At 57.9% G+C, this 18,480-nt stretch carries 16 protein-coding genes; 7 read left to right on the forward strand and 9 right to left on the reverse strand.

Annotated features, from left to right (window positions below; all coding sequences use genetic code 11):
- On the forward strand, positions 1-435 hold a 435-nt coding region (locus AB5287_RS05795), incomplete at its 5' end, for a carbohydrate ABC transporter permease (protein WP_195963149.1).
- Positions 436-669: 234 nt separating this feature from the next.
- Here AB5287_RS05795 and AB5287_RS05800 read toward each other — a convergent pair.
- The 9 genes from AB5287_RS05800 to rpmH form a co-directional block, all read right to left on the reverse strand.
- Complete coding sequence (locus AB5287_RS05800; protein ID WP_060662411.1) at positions 670-1,842, reverse strand: IS256 family transposase; 1,173 nt, start codon at positions 1,840-1,842, stop codon at positions 670-672.
- Positions 1,843-2,137: 295 nt separating this feature from the next.
- Positions 2,138-3,499, reverse strand: a complete 1,362-nt coding sequence (locus AB5287_RS05805; protein WP_007051775.1) for a ParB/RepB/Spo0J family partition protein — start codon at positions 3,497-3,499, stop codon at positions 2,138-2,140.
- Entirely contained in the window at positions 3,499-4,470 is a 972-nt protein-coding gene (locus AB5287_RS05810; protein ID WP_007056535.1) for a ParA family protein, read from the reverse strand. Before AB5287_RS05810 ends, AB5287_RS05805 begins: the two co-directional genes overlap by 1 nt.
- Positions 4,471-4,720: 250 nt before the next feature.
- Positions 4,721-5,386 carry a 16S rRNA (guanine(527)-N(7))-methyltransferase RsmG gene (gene rsmG, locus AB5287_RS05815; RefSeq protein ID WP_007056575.1) on the reverse strand — a complete coding sequence of 222 codons (666 nt, stop codon included), beginning with the start codon at positions 5,384-5,386 and terminating at the stop codon, positions 4,721-4,723.
- Positions 5,387-5,537: 151 nt separating this feature from the next.
- Positions 5,538-6,071, reverse strand: a complete 534-nt coding sequence (locus tag AB5287_RS05820) for a protein jag (protein WP_368220890.1) — start codon at positions 6,069-6,071, stop codon at positions 5,538-5,540.
- A 123-nt stretch (positions 6,072-6,194) separates the two neighbouring features.
- Complete coding sequence (yidC, locus tag AB5287_RS05825; RefSeq protein WP_007051771.1) at positions 6,195-7,202, reverse strand: membrane protein insertase YidC; 1,008 nt, start codon at positions 7,200-7,202, stop codon at positions 6,195-6,197.
- Positions 7,199-7,516 (reverse strand): membrane protein insertion efficiency factor YidD, encoded by a 318-nt coding sequence (gene yidD / locus AB5287_RS05830; protein WP_007051770.1) that lies wholly within the window; start codon positions 7,514-7,516, stop codon positions 7,199-7,201. Before yidD ends, yidC begins: the two co-directional genes overlap by 4 nt.
- Entirely contained in the window at positions 7,513-7,872 is a 360-nt protein-coding gene (rnpA, locus tag AB5287_RS05835; RefSeq protein WP_007051769.1) for a ribonuclease P protein component, read from the reverse strand. Before rnpA ends, yidD begins: the two co-directional genes overlap by 4 nt.
- A gap of 32 nt (positions 7,873-7,904) precedes the next feature.
- Positions 7,905-8,039, reverse strand: a complete 135-nt coding sequence (gene rpmH, locus AB5287_RS05840) for a 50S ribosomal protein L34 (RefSeq protein WP_007051768.1) — start codon at positions 8,037-8,039, stop codon at positions 7,905-7,907.
- 318 nt (positions 8,040-8,357) lie between these two features.
- Here rpmH and dnaA point away from each other — a divergent pair, with 318 nt between their 5' ends.
- The 6 genes from dnaA (at position 8,358) to gyrA (ending at position 18,443) form a co-directional block, all read left to right on the forward strand.
- Complete coding sequence (gene dnaA / locus AB5287_RS05845) at positions 8,358-9,860, forward strand: chromosomal replication initiator protein DnaA (protein ID WP_007051767.1); 1,503 nt, start codon at positions 8,358-8,360, stop codon at positions 9,858-9,860.
- Between the two features lie 735 nt (positions 9,861-10,595).
- The gene (dnaN, locus tag AB5287_RS05850) at positions 10,596-11,720 is read left to right on the forward strand and encodes a DNA polymerase III subunit beta (RefSeq protein ID WP_007051765.1); all 1,125 of its coding nucleotides are present in this window, start codon (positions 10,596-10,598) and stop codon (positions 11,718-11,720) included.
- Between the two features lie 27 nt (positions 11,721-11,747).
- Positions 11,748-12,986, forward strand: coding sequence for a DNA replication/repair protein RecF (locus AB5287_RS05855; protein WP_195531531.1), 1,239 nt, complete (start codon positions 11,748-11,750; stop codon positions 12,984-12,986).
- On the forward strand, positions 12,983-13,453 hold the full coding sequence (locus tag AB5287_RS05860; RefSeq protein ID WP_007051763.1) for a DUF721 domain-containing protein: 471 nt from the start codon (positions 12,983-12,985) through the stop codon (positions 13,451-13,453). Before AB5287_RS05855 ends, AB5287_RS05860 begins: the two co-directional genes overlap by 4 nt.
- 132 nt (positions 13,454-13,585) lie before the next feature.
- Positions 13,586-15,724, forward strand: a complete 2,139-nt coding sequence (gene gyrB / locus AB5287_RS05865; protein ID WP_007054592.1) for a DNA topoisomerase (ATP-hydrolyzing) subunit B — start codon at positions 13,586-13,588, stop codon at positions 15,722-15,724.
- Positions 15,725-15,791: 67 nt separating this feature from the next.
- Positions 15,792-18,443, forward strand: coding sequence for a DNA gyrase subunit A (gyrA, locus tag AB5287_RS05870; protein ID WP_007051761.1), 2,652 nt, complete (start codon positions 15,792-15,794; stop codon positions 18,441-18,443).
- Positions 18,444-18,480: the final 37 nt, after the last annotated feature.

An 18,480-nucleotide genomic window follows, 5' to 3' on the forward strand; every position in this document is an offset into this window, starting at 1 on the left:
ACCCCGTGGGCCATGATCATCCCGTCGCTGATCAGCCCGTTCGGTTTGTACCTGATGTGGATCTTCAGCGAGCAGGCGGTTCCGACGGAATTGCTTGAAGCCGCACGAGTTGATGGAGCTTCGGAGTTCCGCACGTTCTTCCAGGTGTCCCTGCCGCTGTTGGCTCCGGGCATCGTTACGACGGCCCTGTTCACGATCGTGGCGACGTGGAACAACTACTTCCTGCCGTTGATCATGCTCAAGGATTCGAACTGGTATCCGCTCACGATCGGTTTGAACCAGTGGAAGGACCAGGCGAGCACCGCTGGCGGCCAGGCGATCCAGAACCTGGTGATCACGGGCTCGTTGATCACGATCATCCCGCTGGTCATCGCGTTCCTATGCCTGCAGAAGTACTGGCAGTCCGGCCTCTCCGCGGGCGCGGTCAAGGAATAATCAATTTCTACACCACAGCCATGGAACGAAAAGTATGGCCCGTGCTACAAGTACGGGCCATACGCATATACATGATCTGGCGGACCTTCCTCACAAATCACGATAGTTGTTCCCCATTGTGAGACGCACTTCGGCTGCAAAGCTGAAGTAATTCAGATCCATATGGCCGAAGGTACGGTCTGGTTGTGCCCGAAGTCTTGCGCAAAAGCGGTCTGGCCCGTTGCCGGGTCGGTTTCAGTCGGTTGTCTGCATGGTGTCACCGAGTCGGGACATGTTCAGGTAGCGGCGGCTCGACCAATCGTTGGCGGTGACGTAGCGGATCCTGGCGCAGACGAGCATGAGCGCGCTCCTGCCGTCGGGGAAGCTGCCGACGACCCTGGTGCGCCGGCGGATCTCCCTGTTGAGGCGTTCGATCATGTTGTTCGTGCGGATCCGCCGACGGTGCTCGACGGGGTAGTCGTCGAGCAGGTAGGTGGTCGACTCGCCTATGCCCTCCCTGAGGCAGGATGCGGCGGCCTTCAATCCGCGGGATTCCATCTGCGCGGCCACATCCTCCGCCTTCCTCAACGCGGCGTCGCGGGATTCCATGGCGAACACGGCCTTGAGCGCGCCGGCCGCCCATGCCGCGTGTTTGCGGCTGACCCTGGAGAGCACGTTGCGCATGAAGTGGACCGTGCACCGCTGGTATCTCGCGTCCGGCAGCATCGAGTTCACCGTGGCCACCAGCCCGGCGCACCGGTCGCCCACCACGAGCCGCACGCCCCTGAGACCGCGTTCGATCAGGCTCCTGACGAACTGCTCCCAGCTGGCCCTGTCCTCCTTCATGCCCTCCGCGACCCCGACGACCTCCCGATGGCCCGTGTCGTCCACGCCGATCGCGACCAGCACGCTCACGTTCTCGACCGACCCGCCCCACGTGCGCTTGTGCCACACGCCGTCCACGAACAGGTACGGGTACGAACGCTCCAACGGCCTGTTGCGCCATTCGTCGATCTGCGCGTACACCCCCTTGAGCTTGTCCGAGAGCGTCTGCGAGGGCATCCGCTCGCCCCACAGCAGGCGGCTGATGTCGTCGACCTGACGGGTCGAAACGCCGGCCAGGTACATGTCGATCAGCGCCTCCTCGACGCTCTGCTCACGACGCCTGTATCGTTCGATCACCGCCGACTCGAACAGCGCGCCCTTGAGCTTCGGGACCTTGAGGGTCACGGTCCCGGCCTTCACGGTCAGGTCACGCTCGTAATGACCCACTCTGTAGGCCTTCCTGTCCCCGGTGCGCTCGTAGCGGGCGGCGCCCGTGATCTCGTCCGCCTCCGCGTTCAGCAATTGCTCGACCTTCTCCGACACCAACCGGTCGAGTCTCGTCTCGAGCATGTTCTCATCGACCTGTAGAATCTGATCCTGCATGGTTCCGTCGCCTCTTTCCATAGCGGTTTTGTTTGGCGACTGAAATCGTACCCAGACGACGGGCCATGCCTCTTCATTCAGGCTTCAACCAAAGTGCGCAACAAACCGGGCGTTATCGACGGAGAATCACGATGTGTGATTTGTCATCCTCCAGCCTGAGGGGTTTTCTATTGCGACAGGGGCTACAACGCAGGCATACGCCCCTGCCAGGAATCACGCAGAGGCTATAACGTCTTGCGCATACAACGCACTGCACAGCAATAATGCCGGCGACAACACGAATGTTCTTATCGTGTTACACCCATTTGGAATCGGCATCGCCTTGGCTCGGCACCAGCAGCTGCAGGATGCGATCCATATCCTCTGGTGACGAAAAGACGATTTCGATGCGACCATGCTTGGTGCTGCCCTTAATCGACACCTTGGTATCGAAATGATTTTCCAAACTCTGCTGGATGGCGGAACCAACCCAAGGATTGGTCTTAGACGTCTTAGGCTTCTTCGGCTGCTCCCCCGACGCAATCTTCATGGCGACGATTTCTTCGGTGCTGCGTACAGAAAGACCTTCCGCAATAATACGAGAAGCCAGCTTGTCCATTTCCTCCGGATCGCTCAGGCCCAATAGCGCACGCGCATGACCGGACGATAGCACACCGGCAGCCACTCTCTTTTGCACAGAAGCCGGCAGGTTCAGCAGTCGCAAGGTATTGGCGATTTGCGGGCGAGACTTGGACACCGACTTGGACAGTTGTACTTGTGTCAACCCGAACTCTTCAATCATCTGCTGGTAGGCAGCCGCCTCTTCCAGCGGATTCAAGGCCACACGGTGCAAGTTTTCCAGCAATGCATCGCGGAGCATATCATCATCCGCAGTGGTTTTGACGATGGCGGGAATCGTCTCCAACCCAGCCAACTGAGAAGCACGCCAACGGCGTTCACCCATAATGAGCTCATACGGGCTGTCCAAATGACCGGCAAACGGATTCGTGCTGGATTCCGTCTCGTCGTGCTTGGCGGCTTTGGCCGCAGCAATCTGGCTTGCCGGACGCTTGCGCACGACTATCGGTTGCAGCACACCAACTTCCTTAATGGAAGCAGACAGCTCATTCAACTCATCCTCGTCGAAGATGGTACGAGGCTGATGTGCATTGGGCCCGATATCAGACAGTTTGAGTTCAGCCAGATAACCACCGGCTACCGGCTTGAGCTCGTCCTTCTTATCTGTGTCAGCGGTCTTTGCCGCCGATGCAGTCAAAGATGTTTCACGTGAAACATCTTTGACAGTGACGGATGTACGATGTGCCGTCTGAGACGCAGACGACTTGCCGCCCTGCTGAGGTGCGGCGACCTTACCGGTTTGAGGTTTCTCCGTACCGAAAAACAGGTCGCTAGGATGAGTAATGGTGTCCAATGCGGGCATGGATGCGCGTTTACCGGCGGCTTTCTTGACTGCCTTGCTGGACGATATCGTCTGAGGCACGGCAGGTTTTGATTCCTGCTGGGCAGTAGCCTTCTTGGCGGGGGTTATGTCAGCAGTGGCCTCCGGAGTAGACGAATCCTCCGCAATCATTGCGGGCTGCTCCGCCACCGGCTCCTCCCCTGGCAATGTGGGGAACAAAGCGCCAAGGCCCTTACCAAGTCGTGATTTTGATGCCATTACTTGTTCCTCCTCGCATCAATGGTGTCAAGGACTTGTTGCGAACGCTGTGCGATTTCCAAAGCTGCTTCACCATACGATATGGCACCTATGCCACGAGGATCATAGGCAATCACCGATTGGGAGAAACTCGGCGCTTCGGAGATCTTGACTGAACGCGGGATGGTGGTATTCAGCACAATGCTGGGATAGTGTCCCTTAACCTCGTTATATACTTCACGGCTCAATAACGTTCGGCGATCGAACATCGTGACGAGCATGGTGGACACCAGCAGTACGGGATTGAAATGCTCTTGCACCAAACCAATCGTGTTAATCAGCTGGCCAAGACCCTCCAATGCGTAATACTCAGCCTGGATAGGAATCAGCATCTCGGTCACTGCACACATGGCGTTGATGACCAAGAGGCCCAAGCTGGGCGGGCAATCAATGAACACGTAATCATAGTGTTTATCTGATTGACGTAGGTAGAGGTCTAGGGCCTCCTTCAGCAACGTGTTTCGGTTGGGCAGATCAGCCACTTCCAACTCAGCACCGCTGAGATCGATTGATGCAGGCACAACATCAAGTGTGGGAAAATCAGGACAGACCGTGATAACATCACCCAGATCGGAACGCCCCTCGATAACGTCATAGACCGAGGGCTCTCCCGATGCATGAGATACACCCAACGCCGTAGAGGCATTGCCCTGCGGGTCCATATCGATGACCAACACCTGCGCGCCCTTGTTCGCCAGCGCCGCAGCGGTGTTTACCGTGGATGTGGTTTTACCCACTCCCCCCTTCTGGTTGGCCACGGCGATACGACGAGTCCGTTGAGGCTTTGGGAAATCGGTTTTCTTGAGTACATCGTAGCGTGAGCTTTCATCAGCCATTTGGCTACCAAGCACTGAACCGTGACCATCGAATATTCGCTGAAGCGTTTCGGAAGCCGATTCTATAGGTTCCGACTGATGATCCTTGGTGGCCATCGCTCCTCCTTGCACAGACGTAAGTTCCAGTGTTCTCATTCGTATGGACATGATGCTCGTTATCCACAATTGCGATATGCAATGTGGATAAGTGTGGATAAGTGTGAATGACGTTGAGTGTTAGATTGTGTATTCACAGACGAAAAACATTGAAAAATCAATGTTTTCATCATTATGCACATCGTCCCGTAAAAATGTGGATAACTTTTACGCACATATGGAAATGTGGATAACTCAATCAGTACTCCACTCATCGCTTATCCACAATCACCACGTGGGTAGGCTCAAGATCCGGCCCGACAGCCGCCTCAACGACACGTGGACGACGACCACCGAATTTTGCAATCTCCTTGCCAGCCTTGTCGATTTCAGCCTGAGCAGACCGTCCCTTCAGTGCGATCAACTGTCCTGACGGTTTCAGCAACGGCAACGTCCAGCCAGAGAGTTTGGTCATAGGAGCAACCGCACGACACGTGACAACAGCGAACGGATGAATTTCCCGCTTCCGTACCTGCTGGATGACGGCATCGGAGCGTCCACGAATAATCTCAACGTTCTGCAGTTGCATCAGGCCAACACATTCATGCAACCATTCGATTCGCCGCTCCATCGGTTCAATCAGCGTGAAGTCATGATCCGGCAAACACGCGGCAGCCACCAATCCAGGAAAACCACCACCACTGCCGACGTCGGCAACTGTTTTGAAGCGAATACCATTCGTCGCATTCCGAACGTACGGCACAATCGCAGCGGAATTCAGAATATGCCGTTCCCAAATGATATCGACGTCACGGGGGCCGATCAATCCACGAGGTTCACCCTCTTCGGCAATCTTGGCATGGAAACGCTCCAACTTCGGCAACGCATCACCCAAGACCTCAGCAAGTACAGGTGACCCCTGCAGCTGATCCGTCATAGCCATCTCCCTCACCATGTTTCACGTGAAACAATCAACATGGAGAATGGCGCCGCTCATTACGACGCCATTCTCCATGCGGTCACTTTAGTTTGTTCAAAGACGACATCCGTCGAACGTCCCTGTCATCTCAAAAAAACTCGCCGAGCAATTACTCCTGATCAAGCTCGTCGTCTTCGGCGGTATCCTCGACTCTATTCTTGAGATACACCGTCACGTAACGATGAGGCTCCTCACCGTGCGAGCGAGACTTCAGCCCCTCTTCCCGAACCACATCGTGAACGACTTTACGTTCGAAGGAATTCATCGGCTTCAAGTCATACGGCTCGCCGGAATCCTTCACTGCGTCAATGGCATCCAAGGCGATATCACGGAGGTGCTGACGCTTGCGCTTCAGGAAACCGTCGACATCCACAATCAGATGAGAACACTCGCCGGTCTTCTGCTGTACAGCCAGACGAGTCAATTGCTGCAGAGCATCAACGACTTCACCATTACGGCCAATAAGATGTTTGATGTCAGTATCGTCATCAGCAACGATTTGCACGGTGGGGCGGTCATTACGCACGCCCATCTCAATGTCGCCCTCATAGTCGGCGATATCCAGTAGGCCTTCAAGGTAATCCGCGGCGATGTCAGCCTCTTCGTTGAGCTGGTCGATCGACTTCACGTCATCCTGTGCCATACGCTACTCCTTCATGTCGTGTTTGAATTCCAAGTCTAAGCCCTGCTCCCCCGAACAGAGAAAGTAATGTCGGTGCGTGTTGAATGTTTCACGTGAAACATCGAACTCGCACCGACATAGTCGTCACTTCTTTTTGCGCTTACGCACGGGCTGTTGACGCTGATAGCCCTGAGTGGCCTTACGCTCGGCCTCTTCCTTGGCCTTGGCCAATGCTTCTTCTTCCAGAGAGGGCAGGCCGGCCTTTGCGCGGCGAGCATTCTCATTACGATGATCGCGCTTCTCCTTGTCCGCCGCAGCCGGAGAGCCAGGGGTCGGGAATGCGTACACCTGCCACAATGTGCGGCAGAGGTTGCACACGTTGTTGGTCAGCCAGTAGACCAGCACGGCGAACGGCATGGCGACACCGGAGAAGATGTACATCACCGGGAAGAGCCACAGCATAGCCTTCTGCATGGTCTCGGTCTGCTTGTTCATCGAAGCAGCTGCCATGTTGCGCTTCATGCTGAAGTACTGCATAAACCACAGGCAGAAACACATCAGGAACACGAAGATACCGATGACCGCCTTGCCACTAGCGGCAGCACTGGTGAAGTTATCGGTCACGCTGACAATGCCGAACACATCGGTTTGGGTGAATTGCTTGGCGGTTGCTACGTCGAACGCGCCCAACGCATCGCGTTTACCGTTGGCAATGTATGGAATGGCCGACAGCGTATAGAACATGGACATGAACACCGGGCCCTGAATGAGCATAGGCAAGCAGGAGCCAGCCGGATTGACGTCATTGTCTTGATACAGTTTCATGGTTTCACGGCTCATGGCCTCCCTGGAAGCCTGATCCGTCTTGCCTTTGTACTTGTTCTGAATACGCTGCATCTTCGGCGCCAATGCCTGCATCTTGCGCATCGACTTCATCTGCTTGTAGAACAGCGGGAAGATACAAGCCTGCACCACCAGCACCAGGATGATAATGGCAAGCACCCATGAGACACCAATCGGGCTCACGCCCAGCATCACGAAGAAGTCATGCACGATCTTCATGATCCAGGTCTGCAACCACTCAACGGGAGTCAGGATTTTATATAGAAATCCCCAAAACCCGCTATCAAGCAGAAATTCATTTGAGTTCATCGTTGGGCCTCTCTTTGGGTTGTGGCCAATGGTGTCAGTCGAGGCTCTTCATGAGCCTTCGACCACGAAAACCTGTAAAAAACGGAATACCGTTGTGGAACATCGTCGATTCCCCCACGACTCCACGGCCGGCAACGCAGTAATCTCAGCACGGCGAGCACTCCCCCTTTGAACGCGCCATACCGTTCCAATGCCTCAATGGCATAATTCGAGCACGTTGGATAATACTTGCAACAAGGCGGTGTGTTTGCCGAGATGTGCTGTTGATACCAGCGCACCCCACCAATCATCACCGCCTTGAAAGAAGCTGTCATGCCTCAGCCACCTTATGCGCCACCGTGGCAAAAGCCTTCGCGATCTGCTGATCTAGCGAAGCGAACGATGCGGTCGCTGCACTGGGCTTGGCGCGCAAAACGATATCGCAATGCGCGGGCAGCAGATCCTCATGGGCTCTGGCCAATACACGAAACCTACGCTTCACCGTATTACGGGTGACCGCATGTCCTACCGATTTGGAGACAGCTAATCCCAAACGGCGATGCACCGTCCGGTCGTCATCATCATGATGGTCGTCGGGCACCAAATAGTGCACGACGATATCCTTGCCACCTGCTTTGCGCCGGCGTTTCAGCACGGTGACGAAATCACGATGGCTTTGAAGCCTCTCCACCTCGACTATGCCTGTGGCACTGATCGGAATGATCAGGCGGAGAGGGTCTTGCGGCCCTTGGCACGGCGACGGTTGATCACCGCACGGCCAGAACGGGTGCGCATGCGCAGGCGGAAGCCGTGCTTCATGTGGCGACGACGGTTGTTCGGCTGGAACGTCCTCTTCATAATCCATTGCTCCTAGGTCTATTCGGCAACGCTTCGCGCTGCCCTCACGTGAGTCAAGCTATACCAAAGTACTCTCACCCCTACCCTCAAGTCAAAACGGACGGAGTATTTTCACATTTCGACACGTTGCGAGACACGCCCCAAATCTCTTATAATCGGCGGAATACCAACCATTCACGGCCAAAAGTTATCCACAAATTACATGTTTGTTATTCACAATCCAGTTATTTCAACACGCGACACGGTGGATAACTTGTCTAAACCAGAGTAAATATTATCTGTTGTACGTATTTCGCCACAGCGACAGAAGGGGCCACCATGGTTAACGCTTCCGGCGACCCCGTAATCGAGGCCGCCCACATCTGGTCAGACACGCTGACGGTGCTCAAACACAGCGCTTCGCTCAGCCCACGAGAAAAAGGCTGGTTGGAAGGCGTTGTTCCTGAAGGCGTCTTCGGTTCGACCATCGTGCTGTGTGTGGACAACAACGACACGCTTCAAGCCATTCAGGGTGATTTGAACGATTCCCTGCTTCAGGCATTGCGTACGGTAACCGGCGAAAATATGTTTCCCGCGTTCAAGGTCGTGCCGAAAACCGAGCCCGAACCGCTTTCGGAGGCAAAGCCGGCGCAGCCATATCCTTCGGAAATTTCTCCGACTGTCGCCGAATTCGGTAAAGAATCCTATGGTGCAAAGCCGGCAGCCGCACCGCGGGAACCGATGCCCGCCACCGAGCCGCAGTTCCCGGTCGGTCAGCAGAAGATGAATCGCGATCCCGAGACTCATCTCAATAAGAACTTCACGTTTGATTCCTTCGTGCCCGGCGATTCCAACCGTTTTGCCCGTACGGTCGCACTGGCCGTGGCCGAAGGTTCCGGGCAGGATTTCAACCCGTTGTGTATCTATGGCGGATCGGGCCTGGGCAAAACCCACTTGCTGAACGCCATCGGCAACTATGCACTGGTCAAGGATCCCGGGCTGAAGGTTCGATACGTCACGTCTGAGGAATTCACGAACGAATTCATTGACGCGCTGCAAAACCCGAACCAAAGCCAGGGGCAGATTGCTGAATTCAACCGTCGATACCGACAGGTTGATGTGTTGCTTATTGACGATATCCAGTTCCTCGGCGGCAAGGAAGCCACCTTGGATCAGTTCTTCCATACGTTCAATGCACTGCATCAGGCAAATAAGCGTATTGTCATTGCTTCCGATGTAGCGCCCAAGAATTTGAAGGGTTTCGAGGCTCGACTCATCTCGCGCTTCGAATCCGGCCTGACCGTAGACGTCAAGCCGCCGGATCTGGAGACCCGAATCGCCATTCTTCGCATGATCGCCTCGATGAACGGCTCGAAAATCCCCAGCGATGTGTTGGACCTCATCGCCGAACGCTTCACCGAGAACATTCGTGAACTCGAAGGCGCGCTAACCCGTGTTACGGCCGTGGCCTCGCTGAGTAATCAGCCGGTGACCCGCGCCTTGGCCGAGCAGACGTTGCAGGACTTCTTCACCACCGATGTGGAAATCAAGCCCACGGACATCATCAGTCAGGTGGCGAAGTACTTCCACCTGACGTTTGAGGATCTTGTCGGTAAATCACGAACCAAAAACGTGGCTGTTCCTCGTCAGATCGCCATGTATCTGGCTCGCGAAATGACCAGTATGAGCCTGATGGATATTGGCCAGGTCTTTGGCGGACGCGATCACACCACAGTAATGCATGCCTGCACTCGAATCAGTGACCGAATGCAGCAAAAACAGGAGATCTATAACTACGTTATGGAGCTCACGGTTCGCCTCAAGCAAAGCAACACCAACTGACACAACGCTTCTGAGAGACGAAAAACGGCACTTTTTGGACTGACTTTCCGAAAAGTGCCGTTTTTGGTTGCTCAGGCGGATTCTGGTGGATACGTCGAGGCAACGGATTCGAGACATTAGATTCCTCATGGCTCCCCTTTGTGAGGGGATCTGTCGGCGCAGACGACTGAGGGGAGTTTCGAAGGGGAACACGCAAAAAAACCATGAAACGAGAGAATCGATTCTGAGGACCGATTTTGCGGGTTTGGGCGAGCGAGACGGAAAAAGTGCCGAAAACGGTCTCCAGAATCGATTCTCCTCGACGAAAAACAGTCTTCAACACGCCGTGCGAAAGTGCGAAAACCAAAAAAGTTATCCACATAGTTGTGCACAGATGTGGGTAAACTCGGCGGATAACTCGTGGATTACCCACTATTTTGTTGTGGAAAACTCGTGCATAACCGCGACCTCGATGTGGAAAACTCAAATTCGACGAACTGGCTGTGGAAAACTCGCCCACTTATCCACAAGCCATGCAGAATTTGTCCACAATTTTCAGGGACTTATGAACCGTTGCAGTTGTAGGGCTCAGCCCTACTTATCCACACTATCCACCGGCCTTATTATGGCGATTACTTACTCAGTTACGTGAAAAGCATCATCGCCATAGTAACAGCCGGTCATCCAGCGTACGTAAGTTCGCCACCTAACGGCTAGAATATTCCTCAGCCAATCCGACGAAGGGAACAATCACACATGAAAGTCGAAATCGATACTGCAGCCCTGGCCGACGCCGTAGCCTGGACCTCCCGAGTCATCGACGCACGTCCCTCCAACCCGATTCTCGCTGGTGTCAAGCTGGAAGCCATTGACGGAACGCTGCAATTCTCCGCCTTCAACTACGAGATTTCCGCTCGCCACCACATCGAAGCCGGCGTTGATGAAGCCGGTTCCGTACTGGTTCAGGGCAAGCTGCTGGCCGATATCACCAAATCGCTGCGTTCGGAGAAAACGTACCTGGTCACCGACGGCTCCACGCTGACCATCACGTCCGGCAAGTCGAAGTTCACCTTGCAGCTCATGCCCGACACCGAGTACCCGGATCTGCCTGTGGTACCGGCCATGCTCGGCCAAGTCGATGCCCCGACTTTCGTTCAGGCCGTGAACCAGGCGTGCGTTGCCGTCTCCCGCGAAGAAAACCGCCCGGTACTGACCGGCGTTCGCATGCAATTCCAAGGCGACAAGGTCGTCATGACCTCCACCGATCGCTTCCGTTTGGCCCGCGCCACCTTCACTTGGACTCCGCAGAACCCGGACGTCGACACCACCACGCTGGTTCGCGGCTCCCTGCTCAAGGATGTGGCCCGTGCTCTTGACGAGCACCAGAACATCCGCCTTGATTTCGATGCCGATAGCCCGACGCTGCTCGGCTTCGAAAACGCCGGCCGCGTCTCCACCTCCCAGCTCATCGACGGTGAATTCCCGGCGGTCGACCGCCTGTTCGCCGACGAATATCCGATTCAGGCCGTAGTCAACAAGCAGGATTTGCTCGACGCCATCAGCCGTGTGGCTTTGGTCGCCGAACGCAATGCTCCGATTCGCATGACCTTCACCGGTCAGGAAGTGGCGCTGTCCGCCGGATCGGTCGACGAGGCTCAGGCCAACGAAACACTGGACATCGACATGGATGGCGACGACATCACCGTGGCATTCAACCCGTCCTACCTGAAGGAGGGTCTGTCCGCCGTAACCGAACCATTCGTGCGCATCAAAATGACGACCCCGGTCAAGCCGGTCGAGTTCAATGGCCAGCAGGAAGCTGATTCCGACGAGTCCATGGACTACCGATACCTGCTCGTGCCGATGCGCTTTAACAACTGAAATCCCTGAATTTCCAACGATTCGCTAATGCACATCTCCCGTCTCGCACTCGACCACTACCGCTCATGGAGTCAGGTAGTGGTCGATTTCGTACCAGGCGTGAATATCCTGTTCGGCAAGAACGGTCTGGGCAAAACCAATCTGGTGGAAGCCGTCGAAGTGCTGTCCACCGGATCGAGCCATCGCGCGTCCAGCACGTTGCCGTTGATCGAACGCGGGCAGACCACGGCCACCATCCGCGCGAACGTCGCTGATGATGCCGGTCAAACCACTACGTATGAAGCGTCGATTCATGCGCGTGGTGCCAACCGAGCCCGCATCAACTCGGGGTCGTCGCTGTATCTGCGCGATATCATCGGCAAGATTCCCAGCGTTTCCTTCACTCCCGAAGATCAGCGGTTGGTGTCCGGCGATCCGGGAGCACGCCGCGTCATGATGAATCAGGCTGCGGCTCTGCTCGAGCCCGGATACATGCAGACGTTGCAACAGTTCACGCGCATCGCCAAACAGCGTGCCACATTGTTGAAGCAATTGAATGCCAATGTCAACAATGGCCAGCCGATGGATGCGGTTCTGAGCGGTTTGGAAATCTGGACCGGCCAGTTCATCGAAGCCGGTGTGGCGTTGACCCGTATGCGCGCTCATGTGATCGGTCTGCTTGCCGAGCCATTTGCCGCGATTTACGCCGACTTGGCCGGTGCCGGCGAGCAGGTGACGCTCACATATGCGCCTTCATTCGACGAAGTGCTGATGTTCGACGATCCGCATCCGCAGATTAGCGAGCATTTCCAACGCATCTACCCTGGTGAAGTGGCTCGCGGCGTGAACCTTATCGGTCCGCAGCGCGATGACATGAACCTTGAGTTGGGCGGTATTCCCGCCCGCGAGTTCGCTTCGAACGGCGAGATGTGGACGATGGCGTTGGCCTTGAAAATGGCATTGTTTGAAATCGTGCGTGACCGGTTGGGATTGCAGCCGATTGTGATTCTCGATGATGTGTTCGCCCAGCTTGACGACAGCCGGCGCACGCAGATTCTTGATTTCGCCAGAAAACAGGATCAGGTGCTGATTACCGTGGCCGCTGAAGGCGATGTGCCCGACTATGAATCGGCCCATCGCATCGACGTGGCCGCACTGGACGAACCAGCTTCCGTGATATTGCCAACTCTGGGCAATTTGTCCAATTCGCGGGAAAATGAGAGTTTGGGTGGGTATGACGAAAAAACCGCGGTGGACAGCGCGTCCGTAGAACGGAAAGTGTCATGAACCCGCCGATCGCCCGCCAACTCAACCTGGACGAGACCAAACTGCCGGCCGAAATATTCGAGCGGCTCTCCCGTCGCGGGGCGACCTTGAAGGACTACAGACGCCGCCGTGAAGAGGCCATCGAAAACTTCGGCAAACCGGGGCGCGATCCGGCTGAACTGGGCAGCGTGATGACCACCATCGCCGGCAACGGCGTCTGGACGGCGAATATGAAGCTTGCGCAATTGCGCAACCATTGGGACCAAGTGGTGGGTCAGGCCATCGCCAGCCATTCGGCAGTCGCCGATTTCACTGACGGCGTACTGACCATCCGCGCCGAATCCACGGTCTGGGCCACGCAGCTGACCTACCTTATCCCCCAACTCACCGATACCATCCGTCGCAATCTCAAAGGATTGACCATCACCGAGATTCGCGTGACCGGCCCGGCCGCCGGATACACACGCAAATGGGCTCGGCGGCGGTAGCCAAGATACCAAACAAATTCGCAGAAGCCTCGCTATGGCGCTCGTCGGGTTAGACGAGTAAAATCACATGCAGTATGGTCAAATGGCTAGAAGAGCCCTTTACGGGCCTCGTAAGCCATATCACCTCCGTGAATGACCTTCATGACGGAGGTTGACCCTGTAGTCACGGAAGGAAGCCTGTTGGCAGACGAAACCAGCAAAGAGGAGCAGCTGAAGGCGGCTGCGGAACGCATCAACAATGCGGAATTGACCGAAGGCGAACTTGACGAATCCATGGCCCCCGAGCATTATGAGGCCTCCGATCTGAGGGTGCTCGAAGGACTCGAGGCCGTGCGTATCCGCCCCGGTATGTACATCGGTTCCACCGGCCCGCGCGGTTTGCACCACCTAGTCTATGAGATCGTCGACAACTCGGTCGACGAGGCGCTGGCCGGATACGCCAGCCATATCGAGATCACCATTCTGCCGGACAACGGCATCCGCGTGGTGGACGATGGTCGAGGTATCCCGGTCGATGAGGTGCCCGGCGAGGGCGTCTCTGGTGTGGAGACCGTGATGACCAAGCTGCACGCCGGCGGCAAGTTCGGCGGCGGCGGTTATGCAGTGTCCGGAGGTCTGCACGGCGTGGGCATCTCCGTGGTCAACGCACTCTCCACCCGCGTGGACATCGAAGTGCGCCGTCAGGGCTTCCACTGGACCCAGACGTACATCGACCAGCACCCCACCGCGCCCTTGAAGCAGGGCGAGCCGATGACCGAAGGCGAGTCCACCGGTACGTCCGTGACTTTCTGGGCCGACCCGAAGATCTTCGAGACCACCATCTACGACTTCGAGACGCTGCGTTCCCGTTTCCAGCAGATGGCCTTCCTGAACAAGGGCCTCAAGATCAGCCTGACCGACGAGCGTGAGAATGACCAGGCCGGCGACGAGGTGGCCGGCGACGCCGCGGACGAGCCCGGCGCAAAGCACCAGACCGTCACCTACCAGTACCTCAACGGCATCAAGGACTATGTCGACTACCTGGTCAAGGTGCGCAAGGCCACGCCGGTGGAAGAGGACGTCATCAGCTTCGAGGCCGAAGACCTGAAGCTCGGCATCTCCGCCGAACTCGCCATGCAGTGGACCACCGCCTACTCCGAGGCCGTGCACACCTTCGCGAACACGATTTCCACCACCGAGGGCGGCACTCACGAGGAGGGCTTCCGCGCCGCGCTGACCTCGCTGGTCAACCGTTACGCGCGTGACAAGGGCATCCTCAAGGACAAGGACGAGAACCTCTCCGGCGACGACGTGCGTGAAGGCCTGACCGCCGTGATCTCCGTCAAGCTCACCAACCCGCAGTTCGAAGGCCAGACCAAGACCAAGCTCGGCAACTCCGAGGCCAAGACCTTCGTGCAGCGCGTGATGACCGACAAGCTCGGCGACTGGTTCGACGCCCACCCGAACGAGGCCAAGAACATCATCCAGAAGGCCATTGAGGCCTCCCGCGCCCGTCTGGCCGCCAAGAAAGCCCGCGAGAACACCCGCCGCAAGTCCATCTTCGAGTCCGCCGGCATGCCCGACAAGCTCAAGGACTGTCAGTCGAACAACCCGGAAGAGTGCGAGCTGTTCATCGTGGAGGGTGATTCCGCAGGCGGCTCCGCCATCCAGGGCCGCAACCCGATCACGCAGGCCATCCTGCCGCTGCGAGGCAAGATCCTCAACACCGAGCGCGCCAGCCTGGACCGCATGATGAAGTCCGACACCATCGAATCGCTGATCACCGCGGTCGGCGGCGGCTACGGCGAGGACTTCGACATCTCCAAGGTCCGCTACCACAAGGTCATCATCATGGCCGATGCCGATGTGGATGGTGCGCATATCGCCACCCTGAACCTGACGCTGTTCTTCCGCTACATGCGCCCGATGATCACCGCCGGCTACGTGTACGTGGCCATGCCGCCGCTGTACCGCCTGAAGTGGACCAAGGGCCCGCACGACTTCGTGTACACCGACGCCGAGCGCGACCGCGTGCTCGCCGAAGGCAAGGCCAACGGACGCCAGCTGCCCAAGGGCGAAGGCATCCAGCGCTACAAGGGTCTGGGCGAGATGAGCTACCAGGAGCTATGGGAGACCACCATGGACCCCGAGCACCGCATTCTGAAGCAGGTGCACATCGAGGACGCCGCCGCGGCCGACGAGACCTTCTCGATGCTGATGGGCGATGAGGTCGAACCCCGCCGCCTCTTCATCCAGCGCAACGCCAAGAACGTGCGTTGGATCGATGCGTAACGGAATCCTCCAACCTCCCTCGTCAGAGGGAGGTACACAACGGACTTAGACAACTAAAGGAACAACAGTGGCAGATGAAAACAACACCGGCGACGAGCAGTTCACGCCGGACGGCTCGATGGAGCCGTTGAGCCCGCAGGAGGCGGACACTACCGACTACGGCCTGATGGACACCGGCGAACGCATCCAGCGCAAGGACCTGCAGCAGGAGATGCGCGAGTCCTATCTGGCGTATGCCCTCTCCGTGATCGTCGAGCGCGCCCTGCCGGACGTGCGCGACGGTATGAAGCCCGTGCATCGCCGCGTGATCTACGCGATGTACGACGGCGGCTACCGCCCCGATCGCGGCTACAACAAGTGCTCCCGCGTGGTCGGCGACGTGATGGGTAAGTACCACCCGCACGGCGACTCCGCCATCTACGACACTTTGGTGCGTATGGCCCAGTCCTGGTCGATGCGCAACATGCTCGTCGACGGCCAGGGCAACTTCGGCTCCCCCGGCGACGACCCGGCCGCCGCCATGCGTTACACCGAATGCCGTATGGCCCCGCTGGCCATGGAAATGGTGCGCGACATCGACAAGGACACCGTCGACTTCGTGCCCAACTACGACGGCAAGACCCAGGAGCCGACCGTGCTGCCGGCCCGCTTCCCGAACCTGCTCGTCAACGGCTCCGCCGGCATCGCCGTCGGCATGGCCACCAACATCCCGCCGCACAACATGCGCGAGGTGGCGGACGGCGTCCACTGGGCGCTCGACCACCCGGACGCCAGCCGCGAGGAACTGCTGGAAAACCTGATCCGCATCATCAAGGGACCGGACTTCCCCACCGGCGCCACCATCCTCGGCCACAAGGGCATCGAACAGGCCTACCGCACCGGCCGTGGCCTGATCACCATGCGTGCCGTGGTCAACACTGAGGAGATCAACGGCCGTATGTGCCTGGTGGTCACCGAACTGCCCTACCAGGTCAACCCGGACCGCCTCGTCGTCTCCATTCGTGAGGCCGTGCGCGACGGCAAGATCCAGGGCATCGCCGACATGCGCGACGAGACCTCCGGCCGTACCGGCCAGCGCCTCGTGCTCGTGCTCAAGCGCGACGCCGTGCCGAAGGTGGTCCTGAACAACCTGTACAAGCACTCCCAGCTGCAGCAGACCTTCGGCGCCAACATGCTGGCGCTGGTCGACGGCGTGCCGCGCACGCTGAGCCTGGACGCCTTCATCCGCCATTGGGTGAACCACCAGCTCGACGTGATCGCCCGCCGCACCGCGTACCTGAAGCGCGAGGCCGAAGAGCGCGACCACATCCTGCAGGGCTATCTGAAGGCCCTCGACATGCTGGACGAGGTCATCGCCCTCATCCGTGCCTCCGAAGACACCGACACCGCACGTACGGGCCTTATGGGGCTGCTGGACATCGACCAGGTGCAGGCGGACGCCATCCTGGCCATGCAGCTGCGCACGCTGACCCGCATGAACCGCGACAAGATCGTGGCCGAGCATGAGGAATTGCAGCGCAAGATCGCCGACTACATCGACATCCTCGCCAAGCCGGAACGCCAGCGCAAGATCATCGGCGACGAGCTCGACGAGATCGTCGCCAAGTACGGCGACGACCGCCGCACCAAGATCCTGCCGTTCTCCGGCGAGATGAACGTCGAAGACCTGATCGCCGAAGAGAACGTGGTGGTCACCGTGACCCACTCCGGCTTCATTAAGCGCACCAAGGCCGACGAATACCGCTCCCAGCACCGCGGCGGCAAGGGCATCAAGGGCACCAAGCTGCGCGAGGACGACGTGGTGGATCACTTCTTCCTGACCTCCACGCACAACTGGCTGCTGTTCTTCACGAACAAGGGCCGCGTGTACCGCATCAAGGCCTACGAGCTGCCCGAGGGCTCGCGCGACTCCAAGGGCCAGCACGTGGCCAACCTGCTGCAGTTCGCGCCTGATGAGTCCATCCAGACCGTGCTGTCCATCCCGAACTACGAGGTGGCCAAGTATCTGGTGCTCGCCACCCGTTCCGGCAAGGTCAAGAAGACCCCGCTGGCCGAGTACGATTCCCCGCGCCAGGGCGGCCTGATCGCCGTGCGCCTCATGGCCGACGAGAACGGCGAGAACGCCGACGAGCTCATCGGCGCCGCGCTGTGCAACGCCGAGGACGACATCATCCTGGTCTCCAAGCTCGGCATGAGCCTCAAGTTCCAGGCCGACGACGAGCAGCTGCGCCCGATGGGCCGCCAGACCGCCGGCGTGCAGGGCATGAAGTTCCGTAACGACGACAGCCTGCTGGCCATGGATGTGGTCCCTGGCGACTCCGACAAGGACCTGTTCGTGGTCACCAACGAGGGCTTCGCCAAGCGCACCGCCATCAGCGAATACCGTCTGCAGGGCCGCAATGGCCTGGGTATCAAGGCCGTGCAACTGGTCGAGGGCCGTGGTGCTCTGGTCGGCGCGCTCGTGGTGTCCGAAGACGATCAGGTTATGGCCATCATGAAGTCCGGCAAGGTGATTCGCTCCAACGTGGACGAAGTCAAGCGCACCGGGCGCAACACCCAGGGCGTGACCTTTGCCAAGCCCGACAAGGGCGACACGATTCTCTCCATCGCCCGTAACGAGGAGAAGGACGAGCCCGAGGATGGCGGCGATGCCGCGGCGAACGGCACCGCCGAGACCGCACAATCCGGCGAGAATGTGAACAACGCGGACGAGGCGTGAGCAGCGTCCTGAAAAGCTGGTAGCCTCGCATACAGCA

It is taken from the genome of Bifidobacterium sp. RTP21102st3_E2_RTP21102_210122 (genome assembly GCF_040916945.1).
GTDB classification, from domain to species: domain Bacteria; phylum Actinomycetota; class Actinomycetes; order Actinomycetales; family Bifidobacteriaceae; genus Bifidobacterium; species Bifidobacterium longum.